This window comes from Burkholderia sp. Ac-20379 (assembly GCF_017104645.1).
Lineage (GTDB): Bacteria > Pseudomonadota > Gammaproteobacteria > Burkholderiales > Burkholderiaceae > Burkholderia.
The window spans coordinates 1-26028 of the sequence record NZ_JAAGPF010000039.1 but is presented as its reverse complement, the minus strand read 5'-3'; the positions used below and the strand labels follow the sequence as shown (position 1 = coordinate 26028).

The following is a 26028-nucleotide window of genomic DNA, read 5'->3' as shown; positions in this document are numbered from 1 at the left end:
TATTGAACCGGAGTGTCCAATGAAAATCCGATCGCTCATGGCCGCGCTGCTCGTCGGCGGCATGCTGGCTTCCCCGGCGTTCGCCGCCAACAGCCAGCAAGACAAGATGAAGGCCTGCAACACGCAAGCCGCCGGCAAGAAAGGCGACGAACGCAAGGCGTTCATGAAGGATTGTCTGTCGGCCACGCCGCCGAAGATGTCGCAACAGGACAAGATGAAGGCCTGCAACACGCAAGCCACCGGCAAGAAGGGTGACGATCGCAAGGCGTTCATGAAGAGCTGCCTGTCGAACCAGCCGGCGGCCTGACGCCCCGCTTCCCGCCGCGTCACGCCACGATGCCGCGCCCGGCTCACGCCGGCGCGGCATTTTTCATGGCGCGCGGCGCCCGCTTTCGCGCGGGTTTTCAACTACCGAGAAATTCAGAAATTCATCAGTCGAATCAATACGTTAACGTTTTGAAACGATTTGACGCTTTTTTTACCGGAACACGAAAAGATGCCGCGGAGGGCTGTGATATAAATCGTGGCGCTTGACCCCGTTTCGGCGGGACGACCCGCGAAACCACACCTGATGGAGAAAACAACATGCAAAAACGCAATCTCGTGTTGAAAGCCGCCGCTGCCCTCGTCGTCGGAAGTCTTGCACTGACCGGCTGCACCACCACGCCGGACAAGGCCGATAACGCATCGACCAGCGCCTCGAAGCGTGACGCGATCGACGCCAGCGTGAACGCCACGCTGTCGCGCCTCTACACCACCGTGCCCGGCTCGCGCGAGCTGGCCGCCAAGTCGCGCGGCATCCTGGTGTTCCCGAGCGTGCTGCAGGCCGGCTTCATCGTCGGCGCGCAAACCGGCAACGGCGCGCTGCGCGTCGGCGGCAGCACGGTCGGCTACTACAACACGTCCTCGCTGTCGGTCGGCCTGCAGGCCGGCGCCCAATCGAAGGCCGTGGTGTTCCTGTTCATGACGCAGGACGCGCTCGACAAGTTCCGCCGCACCGACGGCTGGTCGGCCGGCGCCGACGCCTCGGTCGCGCTCGTGAAGATGGGCGCGAACGGCGCGGTCGACACCAACACGGCCACCGCGCCGGTGGAAGTGGTCGTGCTGACCAACGCGGGCCTGATGGGCGACGTGTCGATCAACGGCACCAAGGTGTCGCGCATCAATCCGTAAGCGCGAACGCGACGCGCCCGTGCGGCCGGCAAGGGCTGCACGAAAAAACGCCCCGGGGAACCGGGGCGTTTTCGTTTGCCGGCGCGAGCGGCGTCCGCCAGCGGCGCCGTCACAGCGCCGAATCGATCACCTTGAAGCGCGAGCGCTTCTGCGCGCGGATCAGCGCCTGATAGACATCCACGTATTGCTGCGCCATCCGGCGCGACGTGAAACGCTCCTCGAAGCGCTGCCGCACGCGCGTGCGCGACAGCCGCGACAACCGGTTCACGGCCGCCACCGCGCCGATCTCGTCCTCGACGATGAAGCCGGTCAGCCCTTCCTCGATCACTTCCGGCACCGCGCCGCGATTGAACGCGATCACCGGCGTGCCGCAGGCCATCGCCTCGATCATCACGAGGCCGAACGGCTCCGGCCAGTCGATCGGGAACAGCAGCGCGTGCGCGCCGGACAGGAATTCGGCCTTCTGGTCGTCGGCGATCTCGCCGATGTACTCGACGTGCGGCAGCGCGAACAGCGGCTTGATCTTGCGCTCGAAGTATTCCTCGTCGGCCGCGTCGACCTTGGCCGCGATGCGGATCGGCAGGCCGCAGCGCTCGGCGATGCGGATCGCGCGATCGACGCGCTTCTCCGGCGAAATGCGGCCGAGGAACGCCAGATAGCGCGGCTCGACCGGCTGCGGCGTGTACAGCGTATCGGGCAGCCCGTGCAGCACCGTGCCGAGCCAGTTCGCGCGCGGCAGCGGCTGGCGCTGCGCGTTCGAGATCGATACCACCGGCGCGGTATCGAACAGGTCGAAGATCGGCTGCTGTTCGAGCAGATCGAGACGGCCGTGCAAGGTGGTCAGGAACGGCGTGGGCTGCCGCTTGAACACCGAGAACGAGTAGTAATCCATGTGGAAATGCAGCACGTCGAACTCGGCGGCGCGGCGCGCCACGCGCTCCATCAGCAGCATGTGCGGGGCGACGCGGTCGCGAATCGAGACGTCGAGCCGCATGGCGCGCGGCCACACGGCGTCGAGCTTCGCGCTGGTTCGCGAATCCCCGCTCGCGAACAGCGTGACGTCGTGTCCGAGTTCCACCAGCGCCTCGGTGATGTAGGACACGACGCGTTCGGTGCCGCCGTAAAGCTTCGGCGGCACGGATTCGGTCAGAGGCGCGATCTGAGCAATCTTCATCGTTATGTTCTCCAGGAACGCCCGCCGGCTGTGGCGCGGCAAACCTCCGCCTACCGCGCGCCGGTATGCCGCCATTATTCGCGATCGCCGGCCGGCTGGGCACCCGGATTGCATTTTCTGGACGTTGTTACAGCACGGATACATTCGATGGCGGTTGGATTTACCGCATCGCGGGAGGCGGTGTGCGACCCGATTTGCACGCCGATTCGAACGCCGGGCGGCGAGCGATGCGCGCTCAGCGCGACGGCCACTTCCAGGCCGGGCGCTCGGGGCCGTCTTCGTCGAGACGCGTTTCGCCGAGCCGCTTGTCGAGCACCAGCGACAGGCTGCCGGCCTCGCGCTCGAGCGTCGCGATCAGCCGCGCGGCGTGCGACACGACGATCACCTGCGAGCGCGCCGACGCCAGCGCGATCAGGCGCCCGAGCGCCGGCAGCAGATCCGGGTGCAGGCTGGTTTCCGGTTCGTTGAGCACCAGCAAGGCCGGCGGACGCGGCGTCAGCAGCGCGGCCGCGAGCAGCAGGTAGCGCAGCGTGCCGTCCGACAGTTCGGCCGCGCCGAGCGGGCGCAGCAGGCCAGGCTGGCGCATCGTCACCTCGAAGCGGCCGCGCCCGCCGACGTTGTCGACCGCCACACGTGCGCCCGGAAACGCGTCGTCGATGCTGGCCGCCAGCGCCTCGGCGTCGCCGATTTCGATGATCGTCTGCAAGGCGGCGGCCAGATCGGCGCCGTCGTCGGCCAGCACCGGCGTGTGCGTGCCGATCTGGGTCTGGCGGGCCGGCGCGCCGGCGTCGGTGCGGAAATGGTCGTAGAAGCGCCACGAGCGGATCCGCTCGCGCATCGCGATCATCTCGGGCGCGCTCGCCGGATCGACGAACTCGGTCAGCATGCTGTCGAACGAGGCGATCGGCTGCGGCACGCTGCGCCATTCGCCGGCGGCCGTGCGCGTGCGCAGATGCGCGCCCTGCCGCTCGACCAGCAGCGTCGAGGGCCGCAGCAGCGCGCCGCTCCACACGCATTCGCGCTTGATCACCGGATCGAGGCCGAACTGCGTTTCGGAGACGATCGGCAGGCCGACGTCGATCGCGTAGCCGAAATCCGCACAGGTGAAGCCGAGCTTCAGCGACACCGGGTTCGAGCGCGTCGTGCCCTGCACCGGTGCCTCGCCCGCCTGCATCGCGCGCGAGAAGCGCTCGGGGCCGGCCCACAGCGTGGAGGCCAGCCCGCCCTCGCGCGCCAGCGACGGAATCGCCCGGCCCTGCGCCGTATCGGCCAGCAGCCGCAGCGCGCGATACACGCTCGATTTGCCGCTGCCGTTCGGCCCCGTCACGACGTTGAGCCCGGCCAGCGGCACGATGAAATCGCGCAGCGAGCGGTAGTTCTCGACCGCGAGCGCGGTCAGCGGCGGCAAGGTGGAGCCTGGAGCGGCAGCGTTCATGGCCGTGGGCGCCTCGCTCAGCGCAGCGGCGCTTCGGCCGCGGCCGGATCGGCCGGCGTGTTGGCCGAGGTGCTGGACGCCGGCTCGTGCGACAGCCACGACGGCAGCTCGGGCTCGCGCCCCTCGCCCGGCGTGGCCAGCTCCATGCGCCCGCGCGGCAGGCTGTCCGGGTAGTTCGCCTGCAGGAACGCGATCAGCCCTTCGCGCACGCGGCAGCGCAAATCCCACGACAGCGACGAATCGATCGAGCTGACCAGCGCCCGCAACTGGATCGAACGCTCGGTCGCGTCGGTCACCTGCAGCACCTGCACGCGGCCGTCCCATTCGGGCGACGCGGTCACGATCCGCGACAGCTCCGCGCGCAACGGCTCGAGCGGCGTGCGGTAATCGACGAACAGGAACACCGTGCCGATGATCTCGGCGCTGTTGCGGGTCCAGTTCTGGAACGGATTCTCGATGAACCATTGCAGCGGCACGACGAGCCGGCGCTGATCCCAGATCCGCACCGATACATAGGTGCCGGTGATTTCCTCGATGCGCCCCCACTCGCCCTGGATCACCACCACGTCGTCGAGCCGGATCGGCTGCGAGATGCCGATCTGCAAGCCCGCGATCAGGTTGCCGAGCACGGGCCGCGCGGCGATACCGGCCACCAGCCCGGCCACGCCCGCCGAGGCCAGCAGGCTCGCGCCGATCTGCCGCACGTTCGGGAACGTCATCAGCGCGGCACCCGCGCCGATGATCACCACCACGACCATCGCCGAGCGGGCCAGCACGCGCGCCTGGGTGTGGATCCTGCGCGCCGCCAGGTTGTCGGCCTGATCGACCGGATTGGCCTGCACGATCGCCTCGCCCACCGCCGCCGCGAGCCGCATCAGCAGCCAGGTCAGCGCGATGATCAGCCCGACGGCCGACAGCGTGCGCAGGCCGCCCGCGTGCGACAGCTCGTCGGCAACTTGCAGGGACAGGAATTCGAGTGCGAGGAACGACAGCACGGCCAGCGCCGGACGGTCGATGTAGCGCACGATGATGCTCATGAACGGATACGGGCGCGCGAGCGGAATCAGGATCCGCGCGCCGAGCCGGTGGATGCCGGCCACGATCGCCAGCAGGAGGACGGCTACGAGCAGCGTGCCGAGCCAGGTGTGGAGCGGCGCATCGGCGATGGCCGCGAGTTGATCGATAGGAATCGTCATCGCGCGGTGGTTCGTCGTTGGGGCGGGACGGGGTGCCCGCTACAGGTGGTTCGGGGCGCGGCCGGGCGAAAGCCGCGGTGCGCCGGGAAGGCCGGCCGGAGCCGGTAACGCTGTTTCAGGCGCGGGCGGCCCGCTGCGCCGGTTGCAACCTGCCGCCGGCGCGGAGCCACCCGTGATTCAGATCAATTGCCGTTGCGGCATGGGAACGCCTTGCCGAGGCCGAGCGACACGGCCGTGCTCGCGTTGTAGTCGACGATCTTCGGATTCTCGGCGACATACTTGCGAATCGCGTCCGTCATCTGCTGCGCCCTGATGTCGGGCGGCAGGCAGAAATACTGGCCGACGCGCGGCCCGGTGGTGCCGCCGATGGCGTCGATCGTGTTGTAGACGCCGTCCGCGGCGCCCTCGATGTACGCACCGCACGATGCACGCGATTTCACGTCGGTCTTCGCACAGAGCTTGTCGAGATCACCGGCCGTGAAGGCGTGCGCGGAAAGCGGCGCAACGAACACGGCGGCAAGAAACAGCGCCCGCAACATTGGATGTTCCTTATGTCAGGTCGGCGGCGTCAGGCCGGTACGACGAAAGCGGCGCGGCAAGCGCCACGCCCAAAACCGCTATTTTGCACTGTTTTGGCCACCAGCCCCACTCCCGTTCGCGGGCTGGGCGTCGCCGAGGCGCGTGGTGCGCTTGGACAGGATCGTGATCGCGTCGGGCGCCTTGTAGTGCTGGGCGAATTCCAGCGCGGTCACGCCGAGCTGGTTCTTGATGGCCGGATCGGCGCCCTGGTCGAGCAGCAGCGTGACGGTGGTGTCGTGGTTGCCGCGCGCGGCCATCATCAGCGGCGTGGTGCCGTTCGGCGAGCCGGCGTCGATGTAGGCCGACTTGTCGATCAGGTAGCGCACCACGTCGTCGTGGCCGTTGGTGGCGGCGTAATGCAGCGGCGACCAGCCCTTCTTGCTGACCTCGGCGCCCTTGTCGATCAACAGCTTGACGAGCGGCAGATCGCCGTTGAGCGAGGCCATCATCAGCGCGTTCTCGCCGGCCGGATCGGTTTTCTCGAGATCGACGTTCGGCGCGGACGCCAGCGCGTCGGCCACCTTGTCGGATTTTTCGCGCGCGGCGATCACGAGCAGCGGGTTGCCCTTGTCGTCGGTCAGGTTCGGATCGAGGCCGTGCTTCAGTTGTTTGGCGATGTCGTCGATGTCGTCGAACTTGACGGCCTTGACGATCGCGTCGCGCGATTCGGCGTGCGCGAGCGGCGCGGCGAAGCCGGCCGCGAGGCCGGCGGCGAGGACGAGCGCGCGCAGCGCGGCGCCCGGGCGAGACATGGACGGACCGTTCATCGGTTTCATATTGTTGGCTCCTACCCTGGGTGGATCCGGTGCGGCCGCGCCTCAGGCGGCGATGCCGAACAGCCGGAAAAAGTTCTGCGAGGTCGCGGCGGCGAGCGCTTCGTCGGTCATGCCGCGCTGCGCCGCGATAAAGCGTCCGACATAACTGACGTACGCAGGTTCATTCGGCTTGCCGCGATACGGCACCGGCGCGAGGTACGGCGAGTCGGTTTCGATCAGCAGACGCTCGATCGGCACGCGCCGCGCCACGTCCTGCACGTCCTCGGCCTTCTTGAACGTGACGATGCCCGACAGCGAGATATGGAAATTCTGCGCGAGCGCCGCTTCCGCCACCGGCCACGGCTCGGTGAAGCAGTGCATCACGCCGCCCGGCACCGAGGCGTTTTCCTCGGCCATGATCTTCAGCGTGTCCTCGGAAGAGGCGCGCGTGTGGATGATCAGCGGCTTGCGCGTGGCGTGCGCGGCGCGGATATGGGTGCGAAAGCGCTCGCGCTGCCATTCCATGTCGGCGATGCTGCGCTCGCCGAGCCGGTAATAATCGAGGCCGGTTTCGCCGATCGCCACCACCTTCGGGTGCGCCGCCAGCTCGATCAGTTCGGCCAGCGACGGCTCGCGCACGTCCTCGTGATCGGGATGCACGCCCACCGACGCGTAGATGTGATCGTGCTGCTCGGCGATCGCGAGCACCTGCGGCAGCGTTTCGAGATCGACCGACACGCACAGCGCATGCGTGACCTGCTGCTCGCGCATGTTCGCGAGCACCGCGGGCAGCCGGTCGGCGAGGCCTTCGAAATTGATGTGGCAATGGGAATCGACGAACATCCTGCGCTTCCTGTCAGACGGTGAAAAAGGCCGGCCCGCTCACGCGAACATCTCGCGATAGCCGAGGAACAGCTCCTCGAACACGAGCCGCGCGTTGAGCGGGTGATTCTCGACCGCGCGCTGCCGCGTGACGGTCTTGGTGAAACGCGCGAACGCGTTCGCGTCGACCGCCGCCGCGCAGCGTTCGAGCGCGGCGCGCTGGGCCGGGAAATAGCGCGGCTGGCCGGCCGCGCGTTGCGCGAGCAGATCGTAGTTCCAGCGCTGCAGCCAGCCGAGCACCACCGGCACCGGTAGCTTCTGCAGCGATTCGCCGCAGGCGAACGCGTCGCACTTCGCGCCGGCGGCCAGTTGCGCGAGCGTCCAGTCGCGCAGCGGGCGGTGCTCGTCGCTGGCCAGCGCGAGCGCGGCCAGCGGCGCGCCGCCGGCCTCGGCCAGCAGCGCGGCCGCATCGGGCACGCGCTGTGCGTCCAGCCAGACCACGGCGGCCTCGTGCGACGGCAGCGTCATCGGCCATTGGCGGCAGCGGCTGATGATGGTCGGCAGCAGCCGGTCGAGCCGCGCCGACACCAGCAGGAACACCACGCCCGACGGCGGTTCCTCGAGCGTCTTCAGCAGCGCGTTGGCGGCCGCCACGTTGAGCGCCTCGGCCGGATACAGCACCACCACGCGCGCGCCGCCGCGGTGCGAGCCCACGCCGACGAAGTCGAGCAGCCCGCGCACCTGCTCGATCTTGATTTCCTTGCTCGGGGTGCGGGTTTTCTTGCCGCCTTCCTCGGCGTCGGCCTTCGGCTCCTCGGCCGCCGCGCCCGGCGCCTCGCCGGCCAGCGCCTCGGGCAGCACCACCCGGTAATCGGGATGGTTGCCCTGCGCGAACCAGTTGCAGGCCGCGCACTGGCCGCACGGCTCGCCATTGGCCTGCGGCGACTCGCACAGGAAGCCCTGCGCCAGATGCTGCGCGAAGCGCAGCTTGCCGATGCCGGCCTGGCCGTGCAGCAGCAGCGCATGCGGCCAAGCCGTGCGCAGCGCCTGCAGGCGGTTCCAGTCGTCGGTTTGCCACGGATAGATCATCGGATCGGCCCCTTGCTCAGAGCGCGGCCAGCACGGTGTCGAGCTGCCGCTGGATTTGCGCGATCGACTGCGTGGCGTCGACGATCACGAAGCGGTACGGCGCTTCCTCGGCGCGGCGCAGATACTCGGCGCGCGTGCGCAGGAAGAACGCGTCGCTCTCGGCCTCGAACTTGTCGGGTGCGCGCGCCGCGCCGCGCCGTTCGCTGGCGATGTCGGGCGGCACGTCGAACAGCAGCGTCAGATCGGGCTGGAAACCGCCCTGAACCCAGCGCTCGAGCGCCTCCAGCTTGTCGCGCGGCAGCCCGCGGCCGCCGCCCTGGTAGGCGAACGTGGCGTCGGTGAAGCGGTCGGACACCACCCAGTCGCCGCGCGCGAGCGCTGGCTCGATCACGCGCGCCAAGTGCTCGCGGCGGCTCGCGAACATCAGCAGCGCCTCGGTTTCCAGGTCCATCGGTTGCTCCAGCAGCACCGTGCGCAGCGATTCGCCGAGCGTGGTGCCGCCCGGCTCGCGCGTCTGCACGACCTGCCGGCCGGTGCTCGCGCCCCGCGCGCGCAGCTGTTCGCAGAACCAGGCGAGGTGCGTGGTCTTGCCCGCGCCGTCGATCCCCTCGAACGTGATGAATTTTCCACGCGCCATCTCATTGACCTCGAATGTATTTGTCCACGGCCTTGTTGTGATCGCCGAGCGTATCCGAGAAGACGCTCGTGCCGTCGCCCTTCGCGACGAAATAGAGCGCCGCGGTGGCGGCCGGGTTCACGGCGGCCTGCAGCGACGCCACGCCCGGAAGCGCGATCGGCGTCGGCGGCAGCCCGCGGCGCGTGTAGGTATTGTAAGGTGTGTCCATTTGCAGATCCCGCTTGCGCAGGTGGCCGTCGTAGGCGTCGCCGAGGCCGTAGATCACGCTCGGGTCGGTCTGCAGCGGCATGCCGATCTTCAGCCGGTTCGCGAACACCGCCGCCACCAGCGAGCGGTCGGCCGCGTGGCCGGTTTCCTTCTCGACGATCGACGCCACCGTCAGCATCTCGTACGACGAGCGATACGGCAGGCCCGGCGCGCGCATGCGCCAGGCTTCGTCGATCCGCGTCTGCATCAGGTGGTAGGCGCGCCGGTAGACGTTGACGTCGCTGGTGCCCTTGTCGAACAGGTAGGTGTCGGGGAAGAACAGGCCCTCGCCGCTGCCGCGGTTGATCTCGGCCGGCGTCGCGCCGATCGCGTGCAGCACGTCGGCATCGCTCATGCCGGTGGTGGTGTGCATCAGGGCCGGATTGGCGTCGAGCTCGGCGCGCATGCGCTTGAAGGTCCAGCCTTCGATGACGGTCGCCACGTATTCGTTGACGTCGCCGCGCGCGAGCTTCTGCAGGACGTCGTACGACGTCACGCCGGTGTTGAATTCGTAGTTGCCCGATTTGAGCCGGCTCGACAGGCCGAGCACGCGCGTCATCAGCGTGAACAGTTGCGGCTGCAGCGGCACGCCGCCGTGCACGAGCTGCTGCGCGACGCTCTTGACGCTGCTGCGGGGCTTGATCGTGACATCGAGGGTCGGGGCCGGCAAGACGAGGGGCTGGATCGCCAGATAATAACCGCCGCCCGCCAGCGCAGCGGCCACGACGACGGCCGCCGCCGCGAGCGCGGCGCATTTCGATAGTAGGGACATCGTGAACGGGGTTCGGTGAAGGTCAATATAATACTTGCTTGTCTCCGCCAAAGTCAGGATTGACTGTTCCCCTGTTCCATGAGCACACCGATCTCCAACGGAGCGCCCGCCGCGGCCGCTCCCCCCCTGCCCGACCTGCCCCGCCCCGCCGCCGCCGAATTCGAGGCCGCGCGCACCGGGGGCGCCTACGCGCCGCTGCCGCAGTTCGGCATCATCGATGTCGCCGGCGACGACGCCGCGACGTTCCTGCACAGCCAGCTCACCAACGACGTCGAGCATCTCGACGCGGCCAGCGTCCGCCTGGCCGGCTACTGCTCGCCGAAGGGCCGGCTGCTGGCGTCGTTCACCACCTGGCGCAGCGCCGGCGGTGTGCGCCTGCTCGTCTCGAAGGACATCCAGCCCGCCGTGCAGAAACGGCTCTCGATGTTCGTGCTGCGCGCCAAGGCCAAGCTCACCGATGCGGCCGAACTGGTCGCGACCGGCTTCGCCGGCGAGGTGCGCGAGGCGCTGTCGGGGCTGTTCGATGCGCTGCCCGACGGCGTGCACACCAAGCTCGACGGCCCGGCCGGCACGCTGATGCGCCTGCCCGACGCGGCCGGCCGCCCCCGCTACCTGTGGATCGCCACCCGCGAGCAGTTCGACGCGGCGGCGCCCGCGCTCGACGCCAAGCTGGCGCGCGTCTCGCCGGCCGTGTGGGATTGGCTCGAGATTCGCGCCGCCGAGCCGCGCATCACGCAGCCGGTGGTCGAGCAGTTCGTGCCGCAGATGGTCAACTTCGACGTGATCGGCGCCGTCAATTTCCGCAAGGGCTGCTATCCGGGCCAGGAAATCGTCGCGCGCAGCCAGTATCGCGGCACCATCAAGCGCCGCACGGCGCTGGTGCATGCCGAGGTCGACACCGCCGCGGCCCGCCCCGGCACCGAACTGTTCCACAGCGAGGATCCGGGCCAGCCGTGCGGGATGATCGTCAACGCGGCCGCCTCGCCCGAGGGCGGCATCGACGCGCTGGTCGAGATCAAGCTGGCCGCGCAGGAAAGCGGCTCGGTGCATCTCGGCGCGGCCGACGGCCCGGCGCTGCACGTCCTGCCGCTGCCCTACGCATTGCCCACCGAAGTCTGAGCGCGCGTGCTATCGTGGCGCGCGGCTTCGCGCGCCCGTCGCGTGCGCCCGGTCCGCGCACCCCGATCCCAGCGAGGGACTCACCCGATGTGCCTGATCGTATTCGACTGGCAGCCCGAGGCCGACGACGGCCCGGTGCTGACGCTCACCGCCAACCGTGACGAGTTCTTCCGGCGCACGAGCGCGCCGATCGCCTGGTGGGAGGACGTGCCGGGCGTGCTGGCCGGCCGCGACCTCGAAGGCGGCGGCACCTGGCTCGGCGTCTCGCGCGACGGCCGCTTCGCCGCGCTGACCAACTACCGCGCCCCGTTCGACATCCGCGCCGGCGCGCCCACGCGCGGCAAGCTGGTGTCCGATTTCCTCGGCGGCCGCAACCTCGCGCCGCTCGACTATCTCGCCCAGATTTCCGGCACCGCCGCGCTCTACAACGGCTTCAACCTGCTGGTGGGCGATTGCCGCCGCCGCGAGCTGGCCTGGTACTGCAACCGGCCGGCCGAACCCGACACGCCGCTCGACGCGCCGCTGCTGCTCGGCGCCGGCGTGCACGGCCTGTCGAACGCGCGGCTCGACACGCCGTGGCCGAAGCTGGTTCACAAGCGCAGCGAACTCGGCACGCTGCTGACCGACGATCCCACGCCCCCGCTCGACGCGCTGATCGACCTCATGCGCGACACGCGCATCGCCGAAGACGACGCGCTGCCGAGCACCGGCATTCCGCTCGCCCGCGAGCGCGCGCTGTCGGCCGCCTTCATCGAAACGCCCGAATACGGCACGCGCGGCACCACGGCGCTGCGCGTGACGATCAAGGAACGTTCGCGGCTCGCGGTCGAGATCAAGGAGCGCAACGACGACGACGGCTCGCACCGCATCGTGCGCCCCGGCGCGTTCGAGCGCGCGGTGCGCTTCGACGTCGAACTGGGCGGCGCACGCTGAGCCGCTCGCACTGAGCCGCCCCCGCTCGCGCGGATCGCGCAAGAACGGCGTTCGGCGCCTAATCGGCCTCGAACGCCGCGCGCAGCGCCTTCGCGGCGTCCGCATGCGCCTGCCGCACCGCGGGCACGAACCCGCCCATCTTGAAGAACTCGTGGATCATGCCGTCGTAGCGCACCAGCTCGACGGCGTTGCCGGCCGCGCGCAGCTTCTGCGCATACGCCTCGCCCTCGTCGCAGAGCGGATCGTATTCGGCCACCGCGATCCAGGCCGGCGCCAGGCCCGCGAACGACGGCGCGCCGCGCGTGCCGTCGAGCGGCGCGAAGCGCCAATCCTCGCGATCGGCCCGGTTCGGCACGTACTGCGAGAAAAACCACTGAATCGTTTCGGCCGTCAGCAGATAGCCGTGCGCGAGCCGCGCGTGCGAATCCGTCTGCTGAAAGGCGGTCAGCCCCGGATAGATCAGCAATTGCAGCCGCGGCGAGAGGCCGCGATCGCGCGCCAGCACCGCCACCGCGGCAGCCAGCGTGCCGCCCGCGCTGTCGCCGCCCACCGCGAGCCGCGCCGCGTCGATGCCGAATTCGCCGGCGTGCCGGTGCAGCCAGGCGAACGCGTCGTCGGCATCGTCGTGGGCGGTCGGGAACGTCGCCTCGGGCGCGAGCCGGTAATCGACCGACAGCACCGCGCACTGCGCGTCGCGCGCGAACATCCGGCACAGCGCGTCGTGCGTGTCGACGCTGCCGATCGTGAAGCCGCCGCCGTGGAAATACACGAGCGCCGGCAGCGGGTCGGCCAGGCTCGGCTCGACCGGCAGATAGAGCCGCGCGCGGATCGCCGCGCCGTCGCGCGTCGGCACGCTCAGGTCGTCCACCGACGCCATCGGGGCCGGCGCGAGATCGAGAATCGGCGCGCTGCGCGCATAGGCGGCGCGCACGGCCTGCGGCGTCTGCGACGCGTAGGACGGTTGCCGGGTGCGCGCGATCATGTCGAGCACGCGGGCGATGTCGGGATTCAGCGGCATGGGAGAAAAAGTGAGAAGCGCGGCGGCGTGCGCCGCCCGGATCAGATCAGCGCGACGAGCTGCTTGCCGAAGTTGTGCCCCTTCAGCATGCCGAGAAACGCCTCGGGCGCGCGTTCGATGCCCTGCGCGATGGTTTCGCGGTAATGCAGCTCGCCGTTCGCCACCAGCGCCTCGAGTTCGGCCAGCGCCTGCGGCCACGCATCGAGCTGCTCGGTGACGATGAAGCCCTGCACGCGCAGCCGCGCGCGCAGGATCGCGGTGGCCTGCGTGATCGGCGCGGGCTGGCCGTCGTAGCCGGCGATCATGCCGCACACGGCGATCCGGCCGAACGCGTTCATTTGCGCGAGCGTGGCGTCGAGGCCCGGGCCGCCGACGTTCTCGAAGCAGCCGTCGATGCCGTCCGGCGCCGCCGCGGCCAGATCCTCGGCGATGCGCCCGGCCTTGTAGTCGACGCAGGCGTCGAAGCCGAGCGTCTCCACCACGAAGCGGCACTTGGTTTCGCCGCCCGCGATGCCGATCACGCGGCAGCCGGCGCGCTTGGCCAATTGCCCGACCACGCCGCCTACCGCGCCGCTCGCCGCGCTCACCACCACCGTCTCGCCGCGCTTCGGTTCGATGACGCGATTCAGCCCGTACCAGGCCGTCACGCCCGGCATGCCGATCACGCCGAGATAGGCCGACAGCGGCACGCCGCTTGCGCCAAGCTTGCGCAGCCCCGCGCCGTTCGAGGTGCCGTGCGTCTGCCAGCCGAACATGCCGGTCACGCGGTCGCCGACAGCGAAGCCGGCGTGACGCGATTCGATCACCTCGCCGGCCGTCTCGCCGATCATCACCGCATCGAGCGCCTGTGGCGCCGCGTACGATTTCGCCGTGCTCATGCGGCCGCGCATGTACGGATCGAGCGACAGAAAGTGGTTGCGCACGCGCAGTTCGCCGTCCTGGAGCGGCGCGAGCGGCGTTTCCACCAGCTTGAAGTTATCGAGGCGGGCCGCGCCGTCGGGCCGGGATACGAGCAACACCTGCCGGTTGATGTCTGTCATCGCTGTCTCCTGATCGTCGATCGTGATGCAACTGAAGCGCTCGGCGCTCCATGCCATGCGGTGCGCCAAACGAAGCGGCCCCGCCGTTGCGGGCGGGGCCGTGGGGAATGCGGGGGCGCTCAGGCGTCGCTCGGCCCCGGTTTCGCGCCCGGATCGGTGCGCGAGCGCTGCCGGGCGATGTCGCGGCCCACCGCGAGCCGCTTCATGTACTTGAACGTGCCGACCGCCTTGGCGACGAAGTTGCCTTCGCTGTCGCGCACCTCGCCTTCGCAATAGGCCATGGTGGTCGAGCGGTGCATCACGCGGCCGTAGGCGCGCAACTCGCCGCGCCCCGGCTGCATGAAGTTGACCTTCATCTCCACCGTGACCACGCCCACGCCGTCGTCGGTCAGGCTGCGCGCGGCCATCGCCAGCGCCACGTCGGCCATCGTCATGGTCACGCCGCCGTGCGCGATGCTCCAGGTGTTCATGTGCTGCTCGGCCAGCGGCAGCACGATCTCGCTGGCGCCGTCGCGGGCCGAGACGAGCTTCACGCCGAGCGCGTCGACGAACGGGCTTTCGATCGTGGGCGGCGTCTGCCGCGGCGTGCCGGCGGTGCTCATGCCGCTCACCGCGCCGCGTCGGAGACGACGTAATCCATGCACTCGCGCGATTCGCGCACCAGCCCGACGAACTGCTTCACTTCCTCGTGAACCGGGTGGACGGCGTAGGCGTCGAGCGAGGCCTTGTCGGTGAATTCGCTGACGAGCACCACGTCGTAGGTGGCTTCGAGGCCTTCGGTGGCGAGGCCGACATCCAGATACAGCAGCCCCGGCACGATCCCGCGGCAGGCTTCGAGCTTCCGCTTGAGCGTGGCGCTGTTCTCGGCGCGCGTCGCGCCGTTTGCCGATTCCTTCAGTTTCCACATCACGATGTGACGAATCATGGTGCCTTCTTGCTTGACGAGTCGAGGGTAAGCCAAGGCCGGCATGCGCCGGCCGTCCAGACCCGAAGCCTACCAAACTTGCGGGCGGCGCGAATGTCCGGCATGCCACCGGCCGCGCCGCGCGACACGGCGTTCGTCAGGATCGCGCGCCGCCTCAGGCGATCTCGAACAGCCCGGCCGCGCCCTGCCCGCCGCCGATGCACATCGTCACCACCACGTGCTTCGCGCCGCGCCGCTTGCCTTCGATCAGCGCGTGGCCGACCAGCCGCGCGCCCGACACGCCGTACGGATGGCCGACCGCGATCGCGCCGCCATTCACGTTGAGACGGTCGGCCGGGATGCCGAGCGTGTCCTGGCAATACAGCACCTGCACCGCGAACGCCTCGTTCAGCTCCCACAGATCGATGTCGGACACCTGCAGGCCCGCCTTCTTGAGCAGCTTCGGCACCGCGTACACGGGGCCGATACCCATCTCGTCGGGTTCGCAGCCGGCCACGGCGAAACCGCGGAAGATGCCGAGCGGCGTCAGTCCCTCGCGCTCGGCCAGCGTCGCGTCCATCACCACGCAGGCCGACGCGCCGTCCGAGAACTGGCTCGCGTTGCCGGCCGTGATCACGCCGCCGGGCACGGCCGGGCGGATCTTGGCCACGCCGTCGAGCGTGGTGTCGGCGCGGATGCCCTCGTCGGCCGACAGCGTGACTTCCCGCGTGAACAGTTGGCCGCTGGCCTTGTCGGCCACGCCGGCCAGCACCGTGATCGGCACGATCTCGGCGTCGAAGCGGCCGGCCTCGCGCGCGGCCGCCGCGCGCAGTTGCGACTGCACGCCGTATTCGTCCTGCCGCGCCTTGGGAATGCCGTAGCGCTTCGCGACGTTTTCGGCCGTCTGCAACATGTTCCAGTAGATCTCGGGCTTGTGCTCGCGCAGCCAGCCTTCCTGCAGCATGTGGTGGTTCATCTCGTTCTGCACGCACGAGATCGATTCCACGCCGCCCGCCACGAACACCTCGCCCTCGCCGGCGATCACGCGTTGCGCGGCCAGCGCGATGGTCTGCAAGCCCGACGAACAGAAGCGGTTGACGGTCATGCCCGGCACCGACACCGGCAAGCCCGCGCGCAGCGCGATCTGGCGCGCGATGTTGGCGCCGGTCGCGCCTTCGGGGTTCGCGCAGCCCATCAGAACGTCCTCGACGCGGGCGGGATCGAGCCCCGCGCGTTCGACGGCGGCGGCCACCACATGGCCGCCGAGCGTCGCGCCGTGCGTCATGTTGAGCGCGCCGCGCCACGATTTCGCCAGCGCGGTGCGGGCGGTGGATACGATTACGGCTTCGGTCATGCCTGTCTCCGGGTAGGAATGCCTTGCAGCGTCACGACGCTGCGTTGAATGTGCGCCGGGCGTTTGCGTCGTGCCGGGTGCGGGCGCTCAGACGCGCACCGCCTCCGCTTGCACGCGCGCCACGCCCGCGGCGGCCAGCTCGCGCCACGCACGGTCGAGCGAACCGTTCAGATCGATGGCGCGGCACGCGTCCTCGATCACGGCGGCCTCGAAACCGGCCGCGCGCGCGTCGAGCGCCGACCACGCGACGCAGTAATCGGTCGCGAGCCCGCAGCACCAGACGCGCTTCGCGCCGAGCGCCCGCAGGTAGCCGGCCAGCCCGGTCGGCGTGGTGCGATCCGCTTCGACGAACGCCGAATAGCTGTCGACCGCCGCATCGAGCCCCTTGCGGATCACGAGCCGCGCCTGCGGGAGGTCGAGATCGCGATGCAGCGCCGCGCCCGGCGTGTCCTGCACGCAGTGCACGGGCCACAGCACCTGCTCGCCGTACGGCAGCGCGAGCATCGAGAACGGCTCGCGCCCGGCGTGATTGGCCGCGAACGACACATGCGCGAGCGGGTGCCAATCCTGCGTGATCACCACCTGCTCGAAACGCCGGGCGAGCCGGTTGATCACCGGCACCACGGCGTCGCCGTCGGCCACGGCCAGCGCGCCGCCCGGCATGAAGTCGTTCTGCACGTCGATCACGAGCAGCACGTCGTCGGTCCGCATCATCGTTGCGCCCTCAACCGTTGAAGCCCTTGCCGCTCGCGGCCAGCGCCGCGATCGACGGCGCCGGCTGCCACGCGCTGCCGTTCGCGCCGGCCGCGTAGCGGCGCATCGCGCGCTCGACGTTGTAGAGGCCGACCGTGTCGGCGTACAGCATCGGGCCGCCGCGCCACAGCGGGAAACCGTAGCCGGTCAGATAGACCATGTCGATGTCCGACGCCTTCGAGGCGATGCCTTCTTCGAGAATCCTCGCGCCTTCGTTGACGAGTGCATACACGAGCCGCTCGACGATCTCCTCGTCGGCGATCGCGCGGCGCTCGACGCCGGCTTCCTTCGAATAGGCCAGCACGAGTTCGTCGACCTGCTTCGACGGCTTCGCGCGCCGCTCGCCCGGCTGGTAGTCGTACCAGCCCGCGCCGGTTTTCTGGCCGAAGCGGCCCTGTTCGCAGAGCCGGTCGGCGATCTTCGAATAATGCAGATCGGGCTGCTCGACGTAGCGGCGCTTGCGGATCGCCCAGCCGATGTCGTTGCCGGCCAGGTCGCTCATGCGGAACGGCCCCATCGCGAAACCGAACGCCTCGATCGCGCGATCGACCTGCGCCGGCAGCGCGCCCTCCTCCAGCATGAACAGCGCCTGGCGGATGTACTGCTCGATCATGCGGTTGCCGATGAAGCCGTCGCACACGCCCGACACCACGGCCGTCTTGCGGATCTTCTTGGCGACCTGCATGACGGTGGCCAGCACGTCCTTGGCCGTCTGCGCGCCGCGCACCACTTCGAGCAGCTTCATGACGTTGGCCGGGCTGAAGAAGTGCAGGCCGACCACGTCCTGCGGACGCTGCGTGAACGCGGCAATTTTGTCGACGTCGAGCGTCGAGGTGTTCGAGGCCAGGATCGCGCCGGGCTTGGCCACGGCGTCGAGCTGGCGGAACACCTGCTCCTTGACGCCGAGTTCCTCGAACACCGCCTCGACGATCAGATCGGCATCCTTCAAGTCGTCGTAGGCGAGCGTCGGCGCGATCAGCGCCATGCGCGCCTCGAGCTTCGCCTCACTGAGCTTGCCCTTCTTGACCTGCGCCTCGTAGTTCCTGCGGATCGTCGCCAGCCCGCGATCGAGCGCGTCCTGCTTCGTTTCGAGCAGCGTGACGGGCAGCCCCGCGTTCAGGAAATTCATGGTGATGCCGCCGCCCATCGTGCCCGCGCCGATCACGCCGACCCGGCGGATCTCGCGCACGGGCGTGTCGGCCGGCACGTCGGGGATCTTGCTCGCGGCGCGCTCGCCGAAGAACGCATGGCGCAGCGCGCGGCTTTCGGGCGTCTGCACCAGCGCGACGAAGCCGTCGCGTTCGTCGATCAGGCCTTGGTCGAAGCCATGCAGCACGCCCGATTCGATCGCGTCGATGCACTTGTGCGGCGCCGGGTAGTTCGGCGCGGCGGCCTTCGCGCTGTTGCGCGCGAACTGGATGAAACCGGCCGCGTTCGGGTGTTCGATCTTGCGGTCGCGCACGCGCGGATGCGGGCCAGCCTGCGCGCCGACGCGCTGTGCGAACGCCACGGCCGCCTCGAGCAGATCGCCTTCGGCCAGTGCGTCGAACAGGCCGCTTTGGGCCAGTTGCTCCGACAGCACCGGCGCGCCCGACACGATCATGTTCAGCGCGGTTTCCAGCCCCACCGCGCGCGGCAGCCGCTGGGTGCCGCCCGCGCCGGGCAGCAGGCCGATCTTGACCTCGGGCAGCGCCACCTGGGTGCCGGGCGCGGCGATCCGGTAATGCGCGCCGAGCGCCAGCTCCAGCCCGCCGCCCATCACCACGCTGTGCACGGCGGCCACCACCGGCTTGGCGCTGGCCTCGACGGCCGCGATCGTGGTGTGCAGGTTCGGTTCCTGGAGCGCCTTCGGCGTGTTGAATTCGGTGATGTCGGCGCCGCCCGAGAACGCGCGCCCGGCGCCCGTCAGCACGATCGCCTTGACGGCCGGATCGGCCAGCGCGCGGTCGAGGCCCGCCATCAGCCCGGCGCGCGTCGCATAGCCGAGCCCGTTGACGGGCGGATTGTTGAGCGTAAGGACGGCGACGCCGTCGCGAGTCGTGTAATCCACTGCCATCTGCCTGCCTCCATGCGGTTACGCGAGCCGTTGCGGCGGCGCGTCGTCAGCGTTGACGGTCATTGTGCGCGCGCGGCGGCACCGCCGCACGCGAGCAAACCGGAGCAGCATACCCAGAAAAGCACGATCGTTCAATTGAGAGATAAGCCGAGGAACGCGGCCCGCATTTCGGGGGCGAACGCGGGCGGCGCGGCGGCCATGCGAGGCCCGCCGCCCGCCGCGCCGCTCAGGGCTGGGCCGGCCGCACGGCCAGCGGCTCCATCGGGCAATCGAGCGCGTCGACGCCCGGCAGCACGTGATCGCGGAACATCTCGCGCAGCTTCAGCTTTTGCAGCTTGCCGGTGGCCGTGTGCGGCAGCGCGTCGACGAACGCGACGTCGTCGGGCACCCACCATTTCGCGACCTTGCCGTCGTAGAAGCGGATCAGTTCCTCGCGCGTGACGGTCATGCCGGCGCGCGGCACCACCACCAGCAGCGGTCGCTCGGTCCATTTCGGATGCGCGCAGGCGATGCAGGCCGCTTCCGCCACGGCCGGGTGCGCCACCGCCACGTTCTCCAGGTCGATCGAGCTGATCCATTCGCCGCCCGACTTGATGACGTCCTTGCTGCGATCGGTGATGTGCAGGAAGCCGTCGGGATCGATGGTGGCGACGTCGCCGGTCGGGAACCAGCCGTCGACCAGCGGCGAGCCGGCCCCGGCCGCGCCGAAATACTGCTCGATCACCCACGGCCCGCGCACCTGCAGCTCGCCGAACGCCACGCCGTCCCACGGCAGCGGCTGGCCGTCGTCGCCGACGATCCGCATGTCCACGCCATAGATCACGCGGCCCTGCTTCTCGAGCGCCTGGCGGCGCGCGGCCTCGTCGCGCTGCGACTGCGCCCAGGTCAGCCGCGCCAGCGTGCCGAGCGGCGACATCTCCGTCATGCCCCAGGCGTGGATCACCTGCACGCCGTAATCGTCCTCGAACGCACGCAGCATGGCCGGCGGGCAGGCCGAGCCGCCGATCACGGTGCGCGCCATGGTGGTGAAGCGCGCTCCCGTCTCGCGCAGGTGGTTCAGCAGGCCGAGCCAGACGGTCGGCACGCCGGCCGAACACGTCACGCGCTCGCTTTCCATCAGTTCATAAAGCGATTTGCCGTCGAGATCCTTGCCCGGCAGCACCAGCTTGGCGCCCGTCAGCGGCACCGCGTACGGCAGGCCCCAGGCGTTGACGTGGAACATCGGCACGACCGGCAGCACCGCGTCGAGCGCCGACAGCGCCATCGCGTCGGGCAGCGCGGCCGCGTAGGCGTGCAGCACCGTCGAGCGGTGCGAATAGAGCGCGCCCTTCGGATGGCCGGTGGTGCCCGACGTGTAGCAGAGCGACGAGGCCTGCCGCTCGTCGAGCAGCGGCCAGTCGTAGCGGCCGTCCTCGGCGGCCAGCAGCGTTTCATACGCGAGCAGTTCGATGGCCGACTCGGGCAGATGCGCCTCGTCGGTCAGCGCGATCCAGCCGCGCACGTTCGGGCACAGCGGCGCGAGACGCTCGACGAGCGGCGCGAAGCTGATGTCGAACAGCACGAATCGATCGTCGGCGTGATTGACGATATAGACGAGTTGCTCGGGAAACAGGCGCGGGTTGATCGTGTGACAGACGGCGCCCATCCCGCTGATGCCGTAATAGGCTTCCAGATGGCGATAGCCGTTCCAGGCCAGCGTGCCGACCCGGTCGCCGGGCTGCACACCGCCGCGCAGCAGCGCCTGCGCCAACTGCTTGGCGCGCCGTTCGCAATCGCGATAGGTGTAACGGTGGATGTCGCCCTCGACGCGCCGCGACACGATCTCGGCGTCGCCCATATGCCGCGCGGCGTGCGCGATCAGCGACGACACCAGCAGCGGCACGTCCATCATCTGGCCCATCAAGGGCGGGTTCTGCGTCATGCTCATCGTCCAGCTCTCCCGGTTGGATTCGACTTCGACCAAGTGTCTCCCTCGCCGCAAGCGGCCCGCGCGGCGCGGATTTACAATATCGGCTTGTGTCCCGCCGTTCAACTTGTCGTTATCCAGAAGCGAACCCGATTTGGCCGCCACTCTCCCCGATCTCGCCGCCTCGCTCGCCGCCCCGCGCGCCGACGCCTTCCTCTCGCTCGGCCCCGCGTTCCTGACGCGCCTGCCCGCCGCGCCGCTGCCCGAACCGTATGTGGTGGGCTTTTCGGACGAGGTGGCGCGCGAACTCGGCCTCGACCCCGCTATCCGCGATCTGCCGGGCTTCGCCGCACTGTTCAGCGGCAACCCCACGCGCGACTGGCCGGCCGTGGCGATGCCGTACGCCACCGTGTATTCCGGGCACCAGTTCGGCGTGTGGGCCGGCCAGCTCGGCGACGGCCGCGCGCTGACGGTGGGCGAGATCGAGCACGACGGCCGCCGCTTCGAGCTGCAGCTCAAGGGCGCGGGCCGCACCCCGTATTCGCGCATGGGCGACGGCCGGGCGGTGCTGCGCTCGTCGATCCGCGAATTCCTGTGCTCGGAGGCGATGCACCACCTCGGCATCCCGACCACGCGCGCGCTGGCCGTGACGGGTTCCGATCAAACCGTGATCCGTGAAACCATCGAAACGGCCGCCGTGGTCACGCGCGTGGCGGAAAGCTTCGTGCGCTTCGGCCATTTCGAGCATTTCTTCTCGAACGACCGGCCCGACCTGCTCAAGCAGCTGACCGACCAGGTCATCGATCGCTTCTACCCGGCCTGCCGCGACACGGACGATCCGTACCTCGCGCTGCTCGAGGCCGTGGTCGAGCGCACGGCGGAAATGGTCGCGAAATGGCAGGCGGTGGGCTTCTGCCACGGCGTGATGAACACCGACAACATATCGATCCTCGGCCTGACGCTCGATTACGGCCCGTTCGGCTTCGTCGACGGCTTCGACGCGAACCACATCTGCAATCACACCGATCAGCAGGGCCGCTACGCCTACCGCATGCAGCCGCGCATCGCGCACTGGAACTGCTTCTGCCTCGCGCAGGCGCTGCTGCCGCTGATCGGCCAGCACCGCACCGAGCTCGACGACGATCCGCGCACCGAGCGCGCCGTGGAAGACGCGCAGGCCGTGCTGTCGCGCTTCGCGGAAGTGTTCGGCCCGGCGCTCGAACGCGCGATGCGCGCCAAGCTCGGCCTCGCGCTCGAACTCGAAGGCGACGCCGCGCTGGCCAACCAGCTGCTCGAAATCATGAACGGCAGCCGCGCCGATTTCACGCTGACGTTCCGCCGCCTCGCGCAGCTCTCGAAGCACGACGCCTCGCATGACGCGCCGGTGCGCGACCTGTTCATCGACCGCGCCGCGTTCGACGGCTGGGCCGAGCACTACCGCACGCGCCTGGCCGCCGAAACGCGCGACGACGCCGAGCGCGCCGCCGCGATGAACCGCGTCAATCCGAAATTCGTGCTGCGCAACCACCTCGCCGAAACGGCGATCCGCCGCGCCGCCGAGAAGGACTATGCCGAAGTCGAGCGGCTCGCGCAGATCCTGCGCCGCCCGTTCGACGAGCAGCCCGAGCACGAAGCCTACGCCGCGCTGCCGCCGGATTGGGCCACCACGCTCGAAGTCAGCTGTTCGTCCTGACATCGCCGCGCCCCGCATCCCCTGGAGAAACACCACCATGTCCCACGATCACCACGACCGCGACTACCCGTACCAGAAGGACGACGCCGAACTGCGCGACCGCCTCACGCCGATGCAGTACGAAGTGACGCAGCACGCCGCCACCGAGCGCGCGTTCACCGGCGAATACACCGATGTCGAGGATGCCGGCATCTATCACTGCGTCGTCTGCGACACGCCGCTGTTCGAATCGGGCGCGAAGTTCCATTCCGGCTGCGGCTGGCCCAGCTACTTCAAGCCGCTCAACGGCGAGGTGATCGAGGAGAAGATGGATCGCACCCACGGCATGATCCGCGTGGAGGTGCGCTGCAACCATTGCGGCGCGCATCTGGGCCACGTGTTCGAGGACGGCCCGCGCGACAAGACGGGCCTGCGTTACTGCATCAATTCGGCTGCGTTAAACTTCGAGCCTGACGCCGGCAATTGATGCAACGCAGCACGCCGCCCCGCGCGGCGCGTGTGTTTTCCGCCGGCGAAACCCGCCACGCGGGCCGTCATCGCGATGGCCCGCGCGGCGAAGCCCCATAACGGTGGCGCCGCCCGGCACTCCGGCGCCCGGCGCGTCACCCAGCCCCGCTCACCATGAAATTCCTGTTCGATCTGTTTCCGATCATCCTGTTTTTCGCCGCCTTCAAGGTCTGGGGCATTTTCACCGCGACGGCCGTGGCCATCGTCGCGACGCTGTTGCAGGTGGCCTGGTCGGCCTGGCGCCACAAGAAGGTGGACACGATGCTGTGGGTCAGCCTCGGCGTGATCGTCGTGTTCGGCGGCGCCACGCTCGTGCTGCACAACGAGAAGTTCATCCAGTGGAAGCCCACCGTGCTGTATTGGCTGTTCGCCGTGATCCTGATCGGCGCGCGCTACCTGTTCAACCGCAACCTGATCGAGAAGATGATGGGCAAGCAACTGACGCTGCCGCATCCGATCTGGGACAAGCTCAACGTGGCGTGGGGGCTGTTCTTCGTCGTGCTCGGCGTGGCGAACCTCTACGTGGTCAATCACTACACGCCGTCGCAGTGGGTCAACTTCAAGCTGTTCGGCACCACCGGCGCGATGTTCGTGTTCATCATCCTGCAGAGCCTGTGGCTCGCGAAATACCTCAAAGAAGACGAATGACGATGTCCGACGCATTCCTGAACGCGACGCCCGACGAGCGGATCGCGCAGATCGAGGCCCGGCTGAACGCCGCCCTCGCCCCCGAAGCGCTGCAGATCACCGACGACAGCGCGCAGCACGCCGGTCACGCGGGTGCCGCAGCCGGCGGGCACTATACGGTCACGATCGTGGCTGCCGCGTTCGCCGGCAAGTCGCGCGTGGCGCGACATCGGCTGGTGTATGATGCGCTCGCTGATGCGATGCAGCGCGGCATTCACGCGCTCGCGATCGTGGCCTACGCGCCCGATGAGTTCAACGTCTCCTCACATTAAGTCTCACTAGGAATTGTTCCCGATGATCCTGAAATCTCCCCGCCTGTGGGTTGCGGCGGCCGCCTTCGTCGCCGCACCGGCCTTTGCCCAGAACGTCGCCGTCGTGAACGGCTCGCCGATCCCGAAAGCGCGCGTCGACGCGATGGTCGCGCAACTCGTCCAGCAAGGTCAGCAGGATTCCGACCAGCTGCGCAAGATGGTGAGCCAGGAGCTGGTCAATCGCGAGATCCTCATGCAGGAAGCGCTGAAGGAAGGCATCCCGAGCCAGCCCGACGTGAAGCAGCAAGTGGCGATCGCCCAGCAGACCGTGGTGCTGCGCGCGCTGATCGAGAATTTCGTCAAGCAGAACAAGCCGAGCGACGCCGAAGTGAAGGCGCAGTACGACCAACTGGCCAAGAGCGCGGCCGGCAGCGAATACCACCTGCACCACATCCTGGTCGACAACGAGCAGCAGGCCAAGGATCTGATTGCGAAGATCAAGGGCGGCGCGAACTTCGAGGATCTGGCCAAGCAGTTCTCGAAGGATCCGGGCTCCGCGAAGAACGGCGGCGATCTGGATTGGGCCGACCCGAAGTCGTTCGTGCCGGAATTCGCGAACGCGGCCCAGCACCTGCAGAAGGGCCAGATGACCGACACGCCGGTCAAGACGCAGTTCGGCTGGCACATCATCCGCGTCGACGACATCCGTCCGATCGCCCCGCCGCCGTTCGAACAGGTCAAGGCGCAACTGGCGCAGCAGATCGTCCAGCAGAAGCTGCAGGCGTTCGAAGAGAAGCTGCGCGCGCAAGCGAAGATTCAGTAACGCACGCAAGCCGGCGCGATGCCGGCCTCGCAGCGAACCGGAATGCCGCCCTTCGAGGCGGCATTTTTCATTGTCAGTGCCGCGCGCGCCGATATTACCGACGCTTACCTGCCGCACTTTCCGCTTGTTCCATCACAAAAAGAAAACGATAATGATTCTCATTATCTAATTGTTGGTTTCTGGCAGCCCCGATCGGCTGGATCGAGCGCAGATTCACACCCGCCTCCAGTGGTCGAACGTTATTACCGCGAGCTTCTGCGTTTTCTTTCACATCGCGTGCGGGATCTCGACACCGCGTCGGACATCGCACAGGAAAGCTATCTGCGCGTGCTCGCGCTGCGCGGCGCCGGCACCGTGATCGACGATGCGCGCGGCCTGCTGTATCAAACCGCGCGCAATCTCGTGACCGACTCGTTCCGCCGCAACGCCGTGCGCGCGCGCCATCTCGAGCCGCTCGACGACGGCGACGCGCACGCCGCCGATGCCGCCAGCCAGCCCGAGCAGGCGCTCGAAGCGTCGCAGCGCACGCAACGGCTGCTGGCCGCGATCGAGGGCTTGCCGCCGCGCTGCCGCGAAGCGTTCGTGCTGCACCGGTTCGAGGGGCTCGGCCATGCCGAGATCGCCGAACGGATGGGCATCTCCCGCAACATGGTGGAGAAGCACGTGATTCGCGCCGTGCTCGCCTGCCGGCAGCAGCTGGCCGCCTGGGACGGCAGCGCGCCCGACACGACGCAGGCCGACGATTGACGCGCCCCTTGCCCCACTTCACGATGTCAGGTTTTTGCCGCCTCGCGCGTCTTCCGGAATACGACCGCGGACGCTAGCCCATGAGACAACGCCTTCCCTCCCCTGAGATGCCCCTGCCCGACAGCGAAGCCGAGCGTCAGGCCGCGGCGTGGTTCGTCACGCGCCAGGGCGAACCCGGCGCGCACGACGACGCCGCGTTCGCCGCCTGGCTCGCGCAGGATGCGCGCCATCGCGCAGCCTACGCGCGCATCGCCGAGACCTGGCAGGCGCTCGGTGCGTTGCCTGCGGCAGACATCGCGCGCCTGAAGGCACAGGCCAGCCGCGCGCATCCGCCTGCGTCGCCGGGCCGGCGCGCGTTC

28 protein-coding genes are annotated in these 26028 nt (G+C 68.9%); 11 read left to right on the top strand and 17 right to left on the bottom strand.

All coding sequences use genetic code 11. The features are described from left to right. Positions 1 to 19: 19 nt before the first annotated feature. Complete coding sequence (locus G3N92_RS07915) at positions 20 to 307, top strand: PsiF family protein (protein WP_206126911.1); 288 nt, start codon at positions 20 to 22, stop codon at positions 305 to 307. Between the two features lie 278 nt (positions 308 to 585). Continuing rightward, positions 586 to 1173, top strand: coding sequence for a YSC84-related protein (locus tag G3N92_RS07910; RefSeq protein ID WP_206126910.1), 588 nt, complete (start codon positions 586 to 588; stop codon positions 1171 to 1173). Positions 1174 to 1282: 109 nt separating this feature from the next. Here G3N92_RS07910 and G3N92_RS07905 read toward each other — a convergent pair whose 3' ends face one another. The 9 genes from G3N92_RS07905 to mltG all read right to left on the bottom strand — a co-directional run bounded on the left by G3N92_RS07905 (position 1283) and on the right by mltG (position 9878). Further along, complete coding sequence (locus G3N92_RS07905) at positions 1283 to 2347, bottom strand: glycosyltransferase family 4 protein (protein ID WP_206126909.1); 1065 nt, start codon at positions 2345 to 2347, stop codon at positions 1283 to 1285. 235 nt (positions 2348 to 2582) lie between these two features. Then, positions 2583 to 3755: an AAA family ATPase gene (locus G3N92_RS07900; protein ID WP_241014651.1), complete on the bottom strand. Its 1173-nt coding sequence runs from the start codon at positions 3753 to 3755 to the stop codon at positions 2583 to 2585. Between the two features lie 44 nt (positions 3756 to 3799). Beyond that, positions 3800 to 4978: a mechanosensitive ion channel domain-containing protein gene (locus G3N92_RS07895; RefSeq protein WP_206126907.1), complete on the bottom strand. Its 1179-nt coding sequence runs from the start codon at positions 4976 to 4978 to the stop codon at positions 3800 to 3802. A 182-nt stretch (positions 4979 to 5160) separates the two neighbouring features. Then, positions 5161 to 5517, bottom strand: a complete 357-nt coding sequence (locus G3N92_RS07890; RefSeq protein WP_206126906.1) for a Rap1a/Tai family immunity protein — start codon at positions 5515 to 5517, stop codon at positions 5161 to 5163. A 78-nt stretch (positions 5518 to 5595) separates the two neighbouring features. Then, positions 5596 to 6309 (bottom strand): ankyrin repeat domain-containing protein, encoded by a 714-nt coding sequence (locus G3N92_RS07885; RefSeq protein WP_241014650.1) that lies wholly within the window; start codon positions 6307 to 6309, stop codon positions 5596 to 5598. 66 nt (positions 6310 to 6375) lie between these two features. Further along, on the bottom strand, positions 6376 to 7155 hold the full coding sequence (locus G3N92_RS07880; protein WP_206126904.1) for a TatD family hydrolase: 780 nt from the start codon (positions 7153 to 7155) through the stop codon (positions 6376 to 6378). Positions 7156 to 7194: 39 nt separating this feature from the next. Continuing rightward, positions 7195 to 8223 (bottom strand): DNA polymerase III subunit delta', encoded by a 1029-nt coding sequence (locus tag G3N92_RS07875; protein WP_206126903.1) that lies wholly within the window; start codon positions 8221 to 8223, stop codon positions 7195 to 7197. A 16-nt stretch (positions 8224 to 8239) separates the two neighbouring features. After that, positions 8240 to 8860 (bottom strand): dTMP kinase, encoded by a 621-nt coding sequence (gene tmk, locus G3N92_RS07870; RefSeq protein ID WP_206126902.1) that lies wholly within the window; start codon positions 8858 to 8860, stop codon positions 8240 to 8242. A gap of 1 nt (position 8861) precedes the next feature. After that, entirely contained in the window at positions 8862 to 9878 is a 1017-nt protein-coding gene (gene mltG, locus G3N92_RS07865) for an endolytic transglycosylase MltG (protein ID WP_206126901.1), read from the bottom strand. A 78-nt stretch (positions 9879 to 9956) separates the two neighbouring features. On the opposite strand from mltG, the gene G3N92_RS07860 reads away from it, so the two are divergent. After that, positions 9957 to 10997, top strand: coding sequence for a folate-binding protein YgfZ (locus tag G3N92_RS07860; protein WP_206126900.1), 1041 nt, complete (start codon positions 9957 to 9959; stop codon positions 10995 to 10997). 87 nt (positions 10998 to 11084) lie between these two features. After that, a complete protein-coding gene (locus tag G3N92_RS07855) occupies positions 11085 to 11930 on the top strand; it encodes an NRDE family protein (RefSeq protein ID WP_206126899.1) in 846 nt (281 codons plus the stop codon). Between the two features lie 58 nt (positions 11931 to 11988). Here G3N92_RS07855 and G3N92_RS07850 read toward each other — a convergent pair whose 3' ends face one another. The 8 genes from G3N92_RS07850 to G3N92_RS07815 form a co-directional block, all read right to left on the bottom strand. After that, on the bottom strand, positions 11989 to 12948 hold the full coding sequence (locus tag G3N92_RS07850; RefSeq protein WP_206126898.1) for an alpha/beta hydrolase: 960 nt from the start codon (positions 12946 to 12948) through the stop codon (positions 11989 to 11991). A gap of 41 nt (positions 12949 to 12989) precedes the next feature. After that, positions 12990 to 13988: an NADP-dependent oxidoreductase gene (locus G3N92_RS07845; RefSeq protein ID WP_206126897.1), complete on the bottom strand. Its 999-nt coding sequence runs from the start codon at positions 13986 to 13988 to the stop codon at positions 12990 to 12992. A gap of 119 nt (positions 13989 to 14107) precedes the next feature. Continuing rightward, positions 14108 to 14590, bottom strand: a complete 483-nt coding sequence (locus G3N92_RS07840) for a PaaI family thioesterase (protein ID WP_206126896.1) — start codon at positions 14588 to 14590, stop codon at positions 14108 to 14110. Between the two features lie 5 nt (positions 14591 to 14595). Next, positions 14596 to 14913 (bottom strand): Dabb family protein, encoded by a 318-nt coding sequence (locus G3N92_RS07835; RefSeq protein WP_206126895.1) that lies wholly within the window; start codon positions 14911 to 14913, stop codon positions 14596 to 14598. Between the two features lie 154 nt (positions 14914 to 15067). Further along, positions 15068 to 16246 (bottom strand): acetyl-CoA C-acyltransferase, encoded by a 1179-nt coding sequence (locus G3N92_RS07830; protein ID WP_206126894.1) that lies wholly within the window; start codon positions 16244 to 16246, stop codon positions 15068 to 15070. 87 nt (positions 16247 to 16333) lie between these two features. Next, complete coding sequence (gene pncA / locus G3N92_RS07825) at positions 16334 to 16960, bottom strand: bifunctional nicotinamidase/pyrazinamidase (RefSeq protein WP_206126893.1); 627 nt, start codon at positions 16958 to 16960, stop codon at positions 16334 to 16336. A gap of 10 nt (positions 16961 to 16970) precedes the next feature. Next, complete coding sequence (locus G3N92_RS07820) at positions 16971 to 19055, bottom strand: 3-hydroxyacyl-CoA dehydrogenase NAD-binding domain-containing protein (protein WP_206126892.1); 2085 nt, start codon at positions 19053 to 19055, stop codon at positions 16971 to 16973. A 226-nt stretch (positions 19056 to 19281) separates the two neighbouring features. After that, positions 19282 to 20982: a 3-(methylthio)propionyl-CoA ligase gene (locus tag G3N92_RS07815; protein ID WP_241014649.1), complete on the bottom strand. Its 1701-nt coding sequence runs from the start codon at positions 20980 to 20982 to the stop codon at positions 19282 to 19284. Positions 20983 to 21088: 106 nt separating this feature from the next. Between G3N92_RS07815 and G3N92_RS07810 the strand changes: the two genes are divergently transcribed. The 7 genes from G3N92_RS07810 to G3N92_RS07780 form a co-directional block, all read left to right on the top strand. Beyond that, positions 21089 to 22654 (top strand): protein adenylyltransferase SelO, encoded by a 1566-nt coding sequence (locus G3N92_RS07810; RefSeq protein WP_206126891.1) that lies wholly within the window; start codon positions 21089 to 21091, stop codon positions 22652 to 22654. Positions 22655 to 22691: 37 nt separating this feature from the next. Beyond that, positions 22692 to 23120, top strand: coding sequence for a peptide-methionine (R)-S-oxide reductase MsrB (gene msrB, locus G3N92_RS07805; RefSeq protein ID WP_206126890.1), 429 nt, complete (start codon positions 22692 to 22694; stop codon positions 23118 to 23120). A gap of 155 nt (positions 23121 to 23275) precedes the next feature. Continuing rightward, complete coding sequence (locus G3N92_RS07800; protein WP_206126889.1) at positions 23276 to 23809, top strand: septation protein A; 534 nt, start codon at positions 23276 to 23278, stop codon at positions 23807 to 23809. A 2-nt stretch (positions 23810 to 23811) separates the two neighbouring features. Next, positions 23812 to 24120: a BolA family protein gene (locus tag G3N92_RS07795; protein WP_206126888.1), complete on the top strand. Its 309-nt coding sequence runs from the start codon at positions 23812 to 23814 to the stop codon at positions 24118 to 24120. Positions 24121 to 24142: 22 nt separating this feature from the next. Beyond that, positions 24143 to 24922 carry a peptidylprolyl isomerase gene (locus tag G3N92_RS07790; protein WP_206126887.1) on the top strand — a complete coding sequence of 260 codons (780 nt, stop codon included), beginning with the start codon at positions 24143 to 24145 and terminating at the stop codon, positions 24920 to 24922. A 42-nt stretch (positions 24923 to 24964) separates the two neighbouring features. After that, on the top strand, positions 24965 to 25669 hold the full coding sequence (locus G3N92_RS07785) for a sigma-70 family RNA polymerase sigma factor (RefSeq protein ID WP_241014648.1): 705 nt from the start codon (positions 24965 to 24967) through the stop codon (positions 25667 to 25669). Between the two features lie 80 nt (positions 25670 to 25749). Then, the coding region (locus G3N92_RS07780; RefSeq protein ID WP_206126886.1) for a DUF4880 domain-containing protein at positions 25750 to 26028 on the top strand (279 nt) is incomplete at its 3' end.

Excerpts from the sequence above, each read along its gene's own strand:
- G3N92_RS07910 (WP_206126910.1), top strand. The coding sequence starts at position 586 with ATGCAAAAACGCAATCTCGTGTTGAAAGCCGCCGCTGCCCTCGTCGTC.
- G3N92_RS07880 (WP_206126904.1), bottom strand. The coding sequence starts at position 7,155 with ATGTTCGTCGATTCCCATTGCCACATCAATTTCGAAGGCCTCGCCGAC.
- G3N92_RS07885 (WP_241014650.1), bottom strand. The coding sequence starts at position 6,309 with ATGTCTCGCCCGGGCGCCGCGCTGCGCGCGCTCGTCCTCGCCGCCGGC.
- pncA (WP_206126893.1), bottom strand. The coding sequence starts at position 16,960 with ATGATGCGGACCGACGACGTGCTGCTCGTGATCGACGTGCAGAACGAC.
- G3N92_RS07840 (WP_206126896.1), bottom strand. The coding sequence starts at position 14,590 with ATGAGCACCGCCGGCACGCCGCGGCAGACGCCGCCCACGATCGAAAGC.
- G3N92_RS07815 (WP_241014649.1), bottom strand. The coding sequence starts at position 20,982 with ATGAGCATGACGCAGAACCCGCCCTTGATGGGCCAGATGATGGACGTG.
- G3N92_RS07800 (WP_206126889.1), top strand. The coding sequence starts at position 23,276 with ATGAAATTCCTGTTCGATCTGTTTCCGATCATCCTGTTTTTCGCCGCC.
- G3N92_RS07850 (WP_206126898.1), bottom strand. The coding sequence starts at position 12,948 with ATGCCGCTGAATCCCGACATCGCCCGCGTGCTCGACATGATCGCGCGC.
- msrB (WP_206126890.1), top strand. The coding sequence starts at position 22,692 with ATGTCCCACGATCACCACGACCGCGACTACCCGTACCAGAAGGACGAC.
- G3N92_RS07875 (WP_206126903.1), bottom strand. The coding sequence starts at position 8,223 with ATGATCTATCCGTGGCAAACCGACGACTGGAACCGCCTGCAGGCGCTG.
- G3N92_RS07895 (WP_206126907.1), bottom strand. The coding sequence starts at position 4,978 with ATGACGATTCCTATCGATCAACTCGCGGCCATCGCCGATGCGCCGCTC.
- G3N92_RS07860 (WP_206126900.1), top strand. The coding sequence starts at position 9,957 with ATGAGCACACCGATCTCCAACGGAGCGCCCGCCGCGGCCGCTCCCCCC.
- G3N92_RS07785 (WP_241014648.1), top strand. The coding sequence starts at position 24,965 with ATGCCGCCCTTCGAGGCGGCATTTTTCATTGTCAGTGCCGCGCGCGCC.
- G3N92_RS07905 (WP_206126909.1), bottom strand. The coding sequence starts at position 2,347 with ATGAAGATTGCTCAGATCGCGCCTCTGACCGAATCCGTGCCGCCGAAG.
- tmk (WP_206126902.1), bottom strand. The coding sequence starts at position 8,860 with ATGGCGCGTGGAAAATTCATCACGTTCGAGGGGATCGACGGCGCGGGC.
- G3N92_RS07795 (WP_206126888.1), top strand. The coding sequence starts at position 23,812 with ATGTCCGACGCATTCCTGAACGCGACGCCCGACGAGCGGATCGCGCAG.
- G3N92_RS07855 (WP_206126899.1), top strand. The coding sequence starts at position 11,085 with ATGTGCCTGATCGTATTCGACTGGCAGCCCGAGGCCGACGACGGCCCG.
- G3N92_RS07835 (WP_206126895.1), bottom strand. The coding sequence starts at position 14,913 with ATGATTCGTCACATCGTGATGTGGAAACTGAAGGAATCGGCAAACGGC.
- G3N92_RS07790 (WP_206126887.1), top strand. The coding sequence starts at position 24,143 with ATGATCCTGAAATCTCCCCGCCTGTGGGTTGCGGCGGCCGCCTTCGTC.
- G3N92_RS07820 (WP_206126892.1), bottom strand. The coding sequence starts at position 19,055 with ATGGCAGTGGATTACACGACTCGCGACGGCGTCGCCGTCCTTACGCTC.
- G3N92_RS07890 (WP_206126906.1), bottom strand. The coding sequence starts at position 5,517 with ATGTTGCGGGCGCTGTTTCTTGCCGCCGTGTTCGTTGCGCCGCTTTCC.
- G3N92_RS07845 (WP_206126897.1), bottom strand. The coding sequence starts at position 13,988 with ATGACAGACATCAACCGGCAGGTGTTGCTCGTATCCCGGCCCGACGGC.
- G3N92_RS07915 (WP_206126911.1), top strand. The coding sequence starts at position 20 with ATGAAAATCCGATCGCTCATGGCCGCGCTGCTCGTCGGCGGCATGCTG.
- G3N92_RS07830 (WP_206126894.1), bottom strand. The coding sequence starts at position 16,246 with ATGACCGAAGCCGTAATCGTATCCACCGCCCGCACCGCGCTGGCGAAA.
- mltG (WP_206126901.1), bottom strand. The coding sequence starts at position 9,878 with ATGTCCCTACTATCGAAATGCGCCGCGCTCGCGGCGGCGGCCGTCGTC.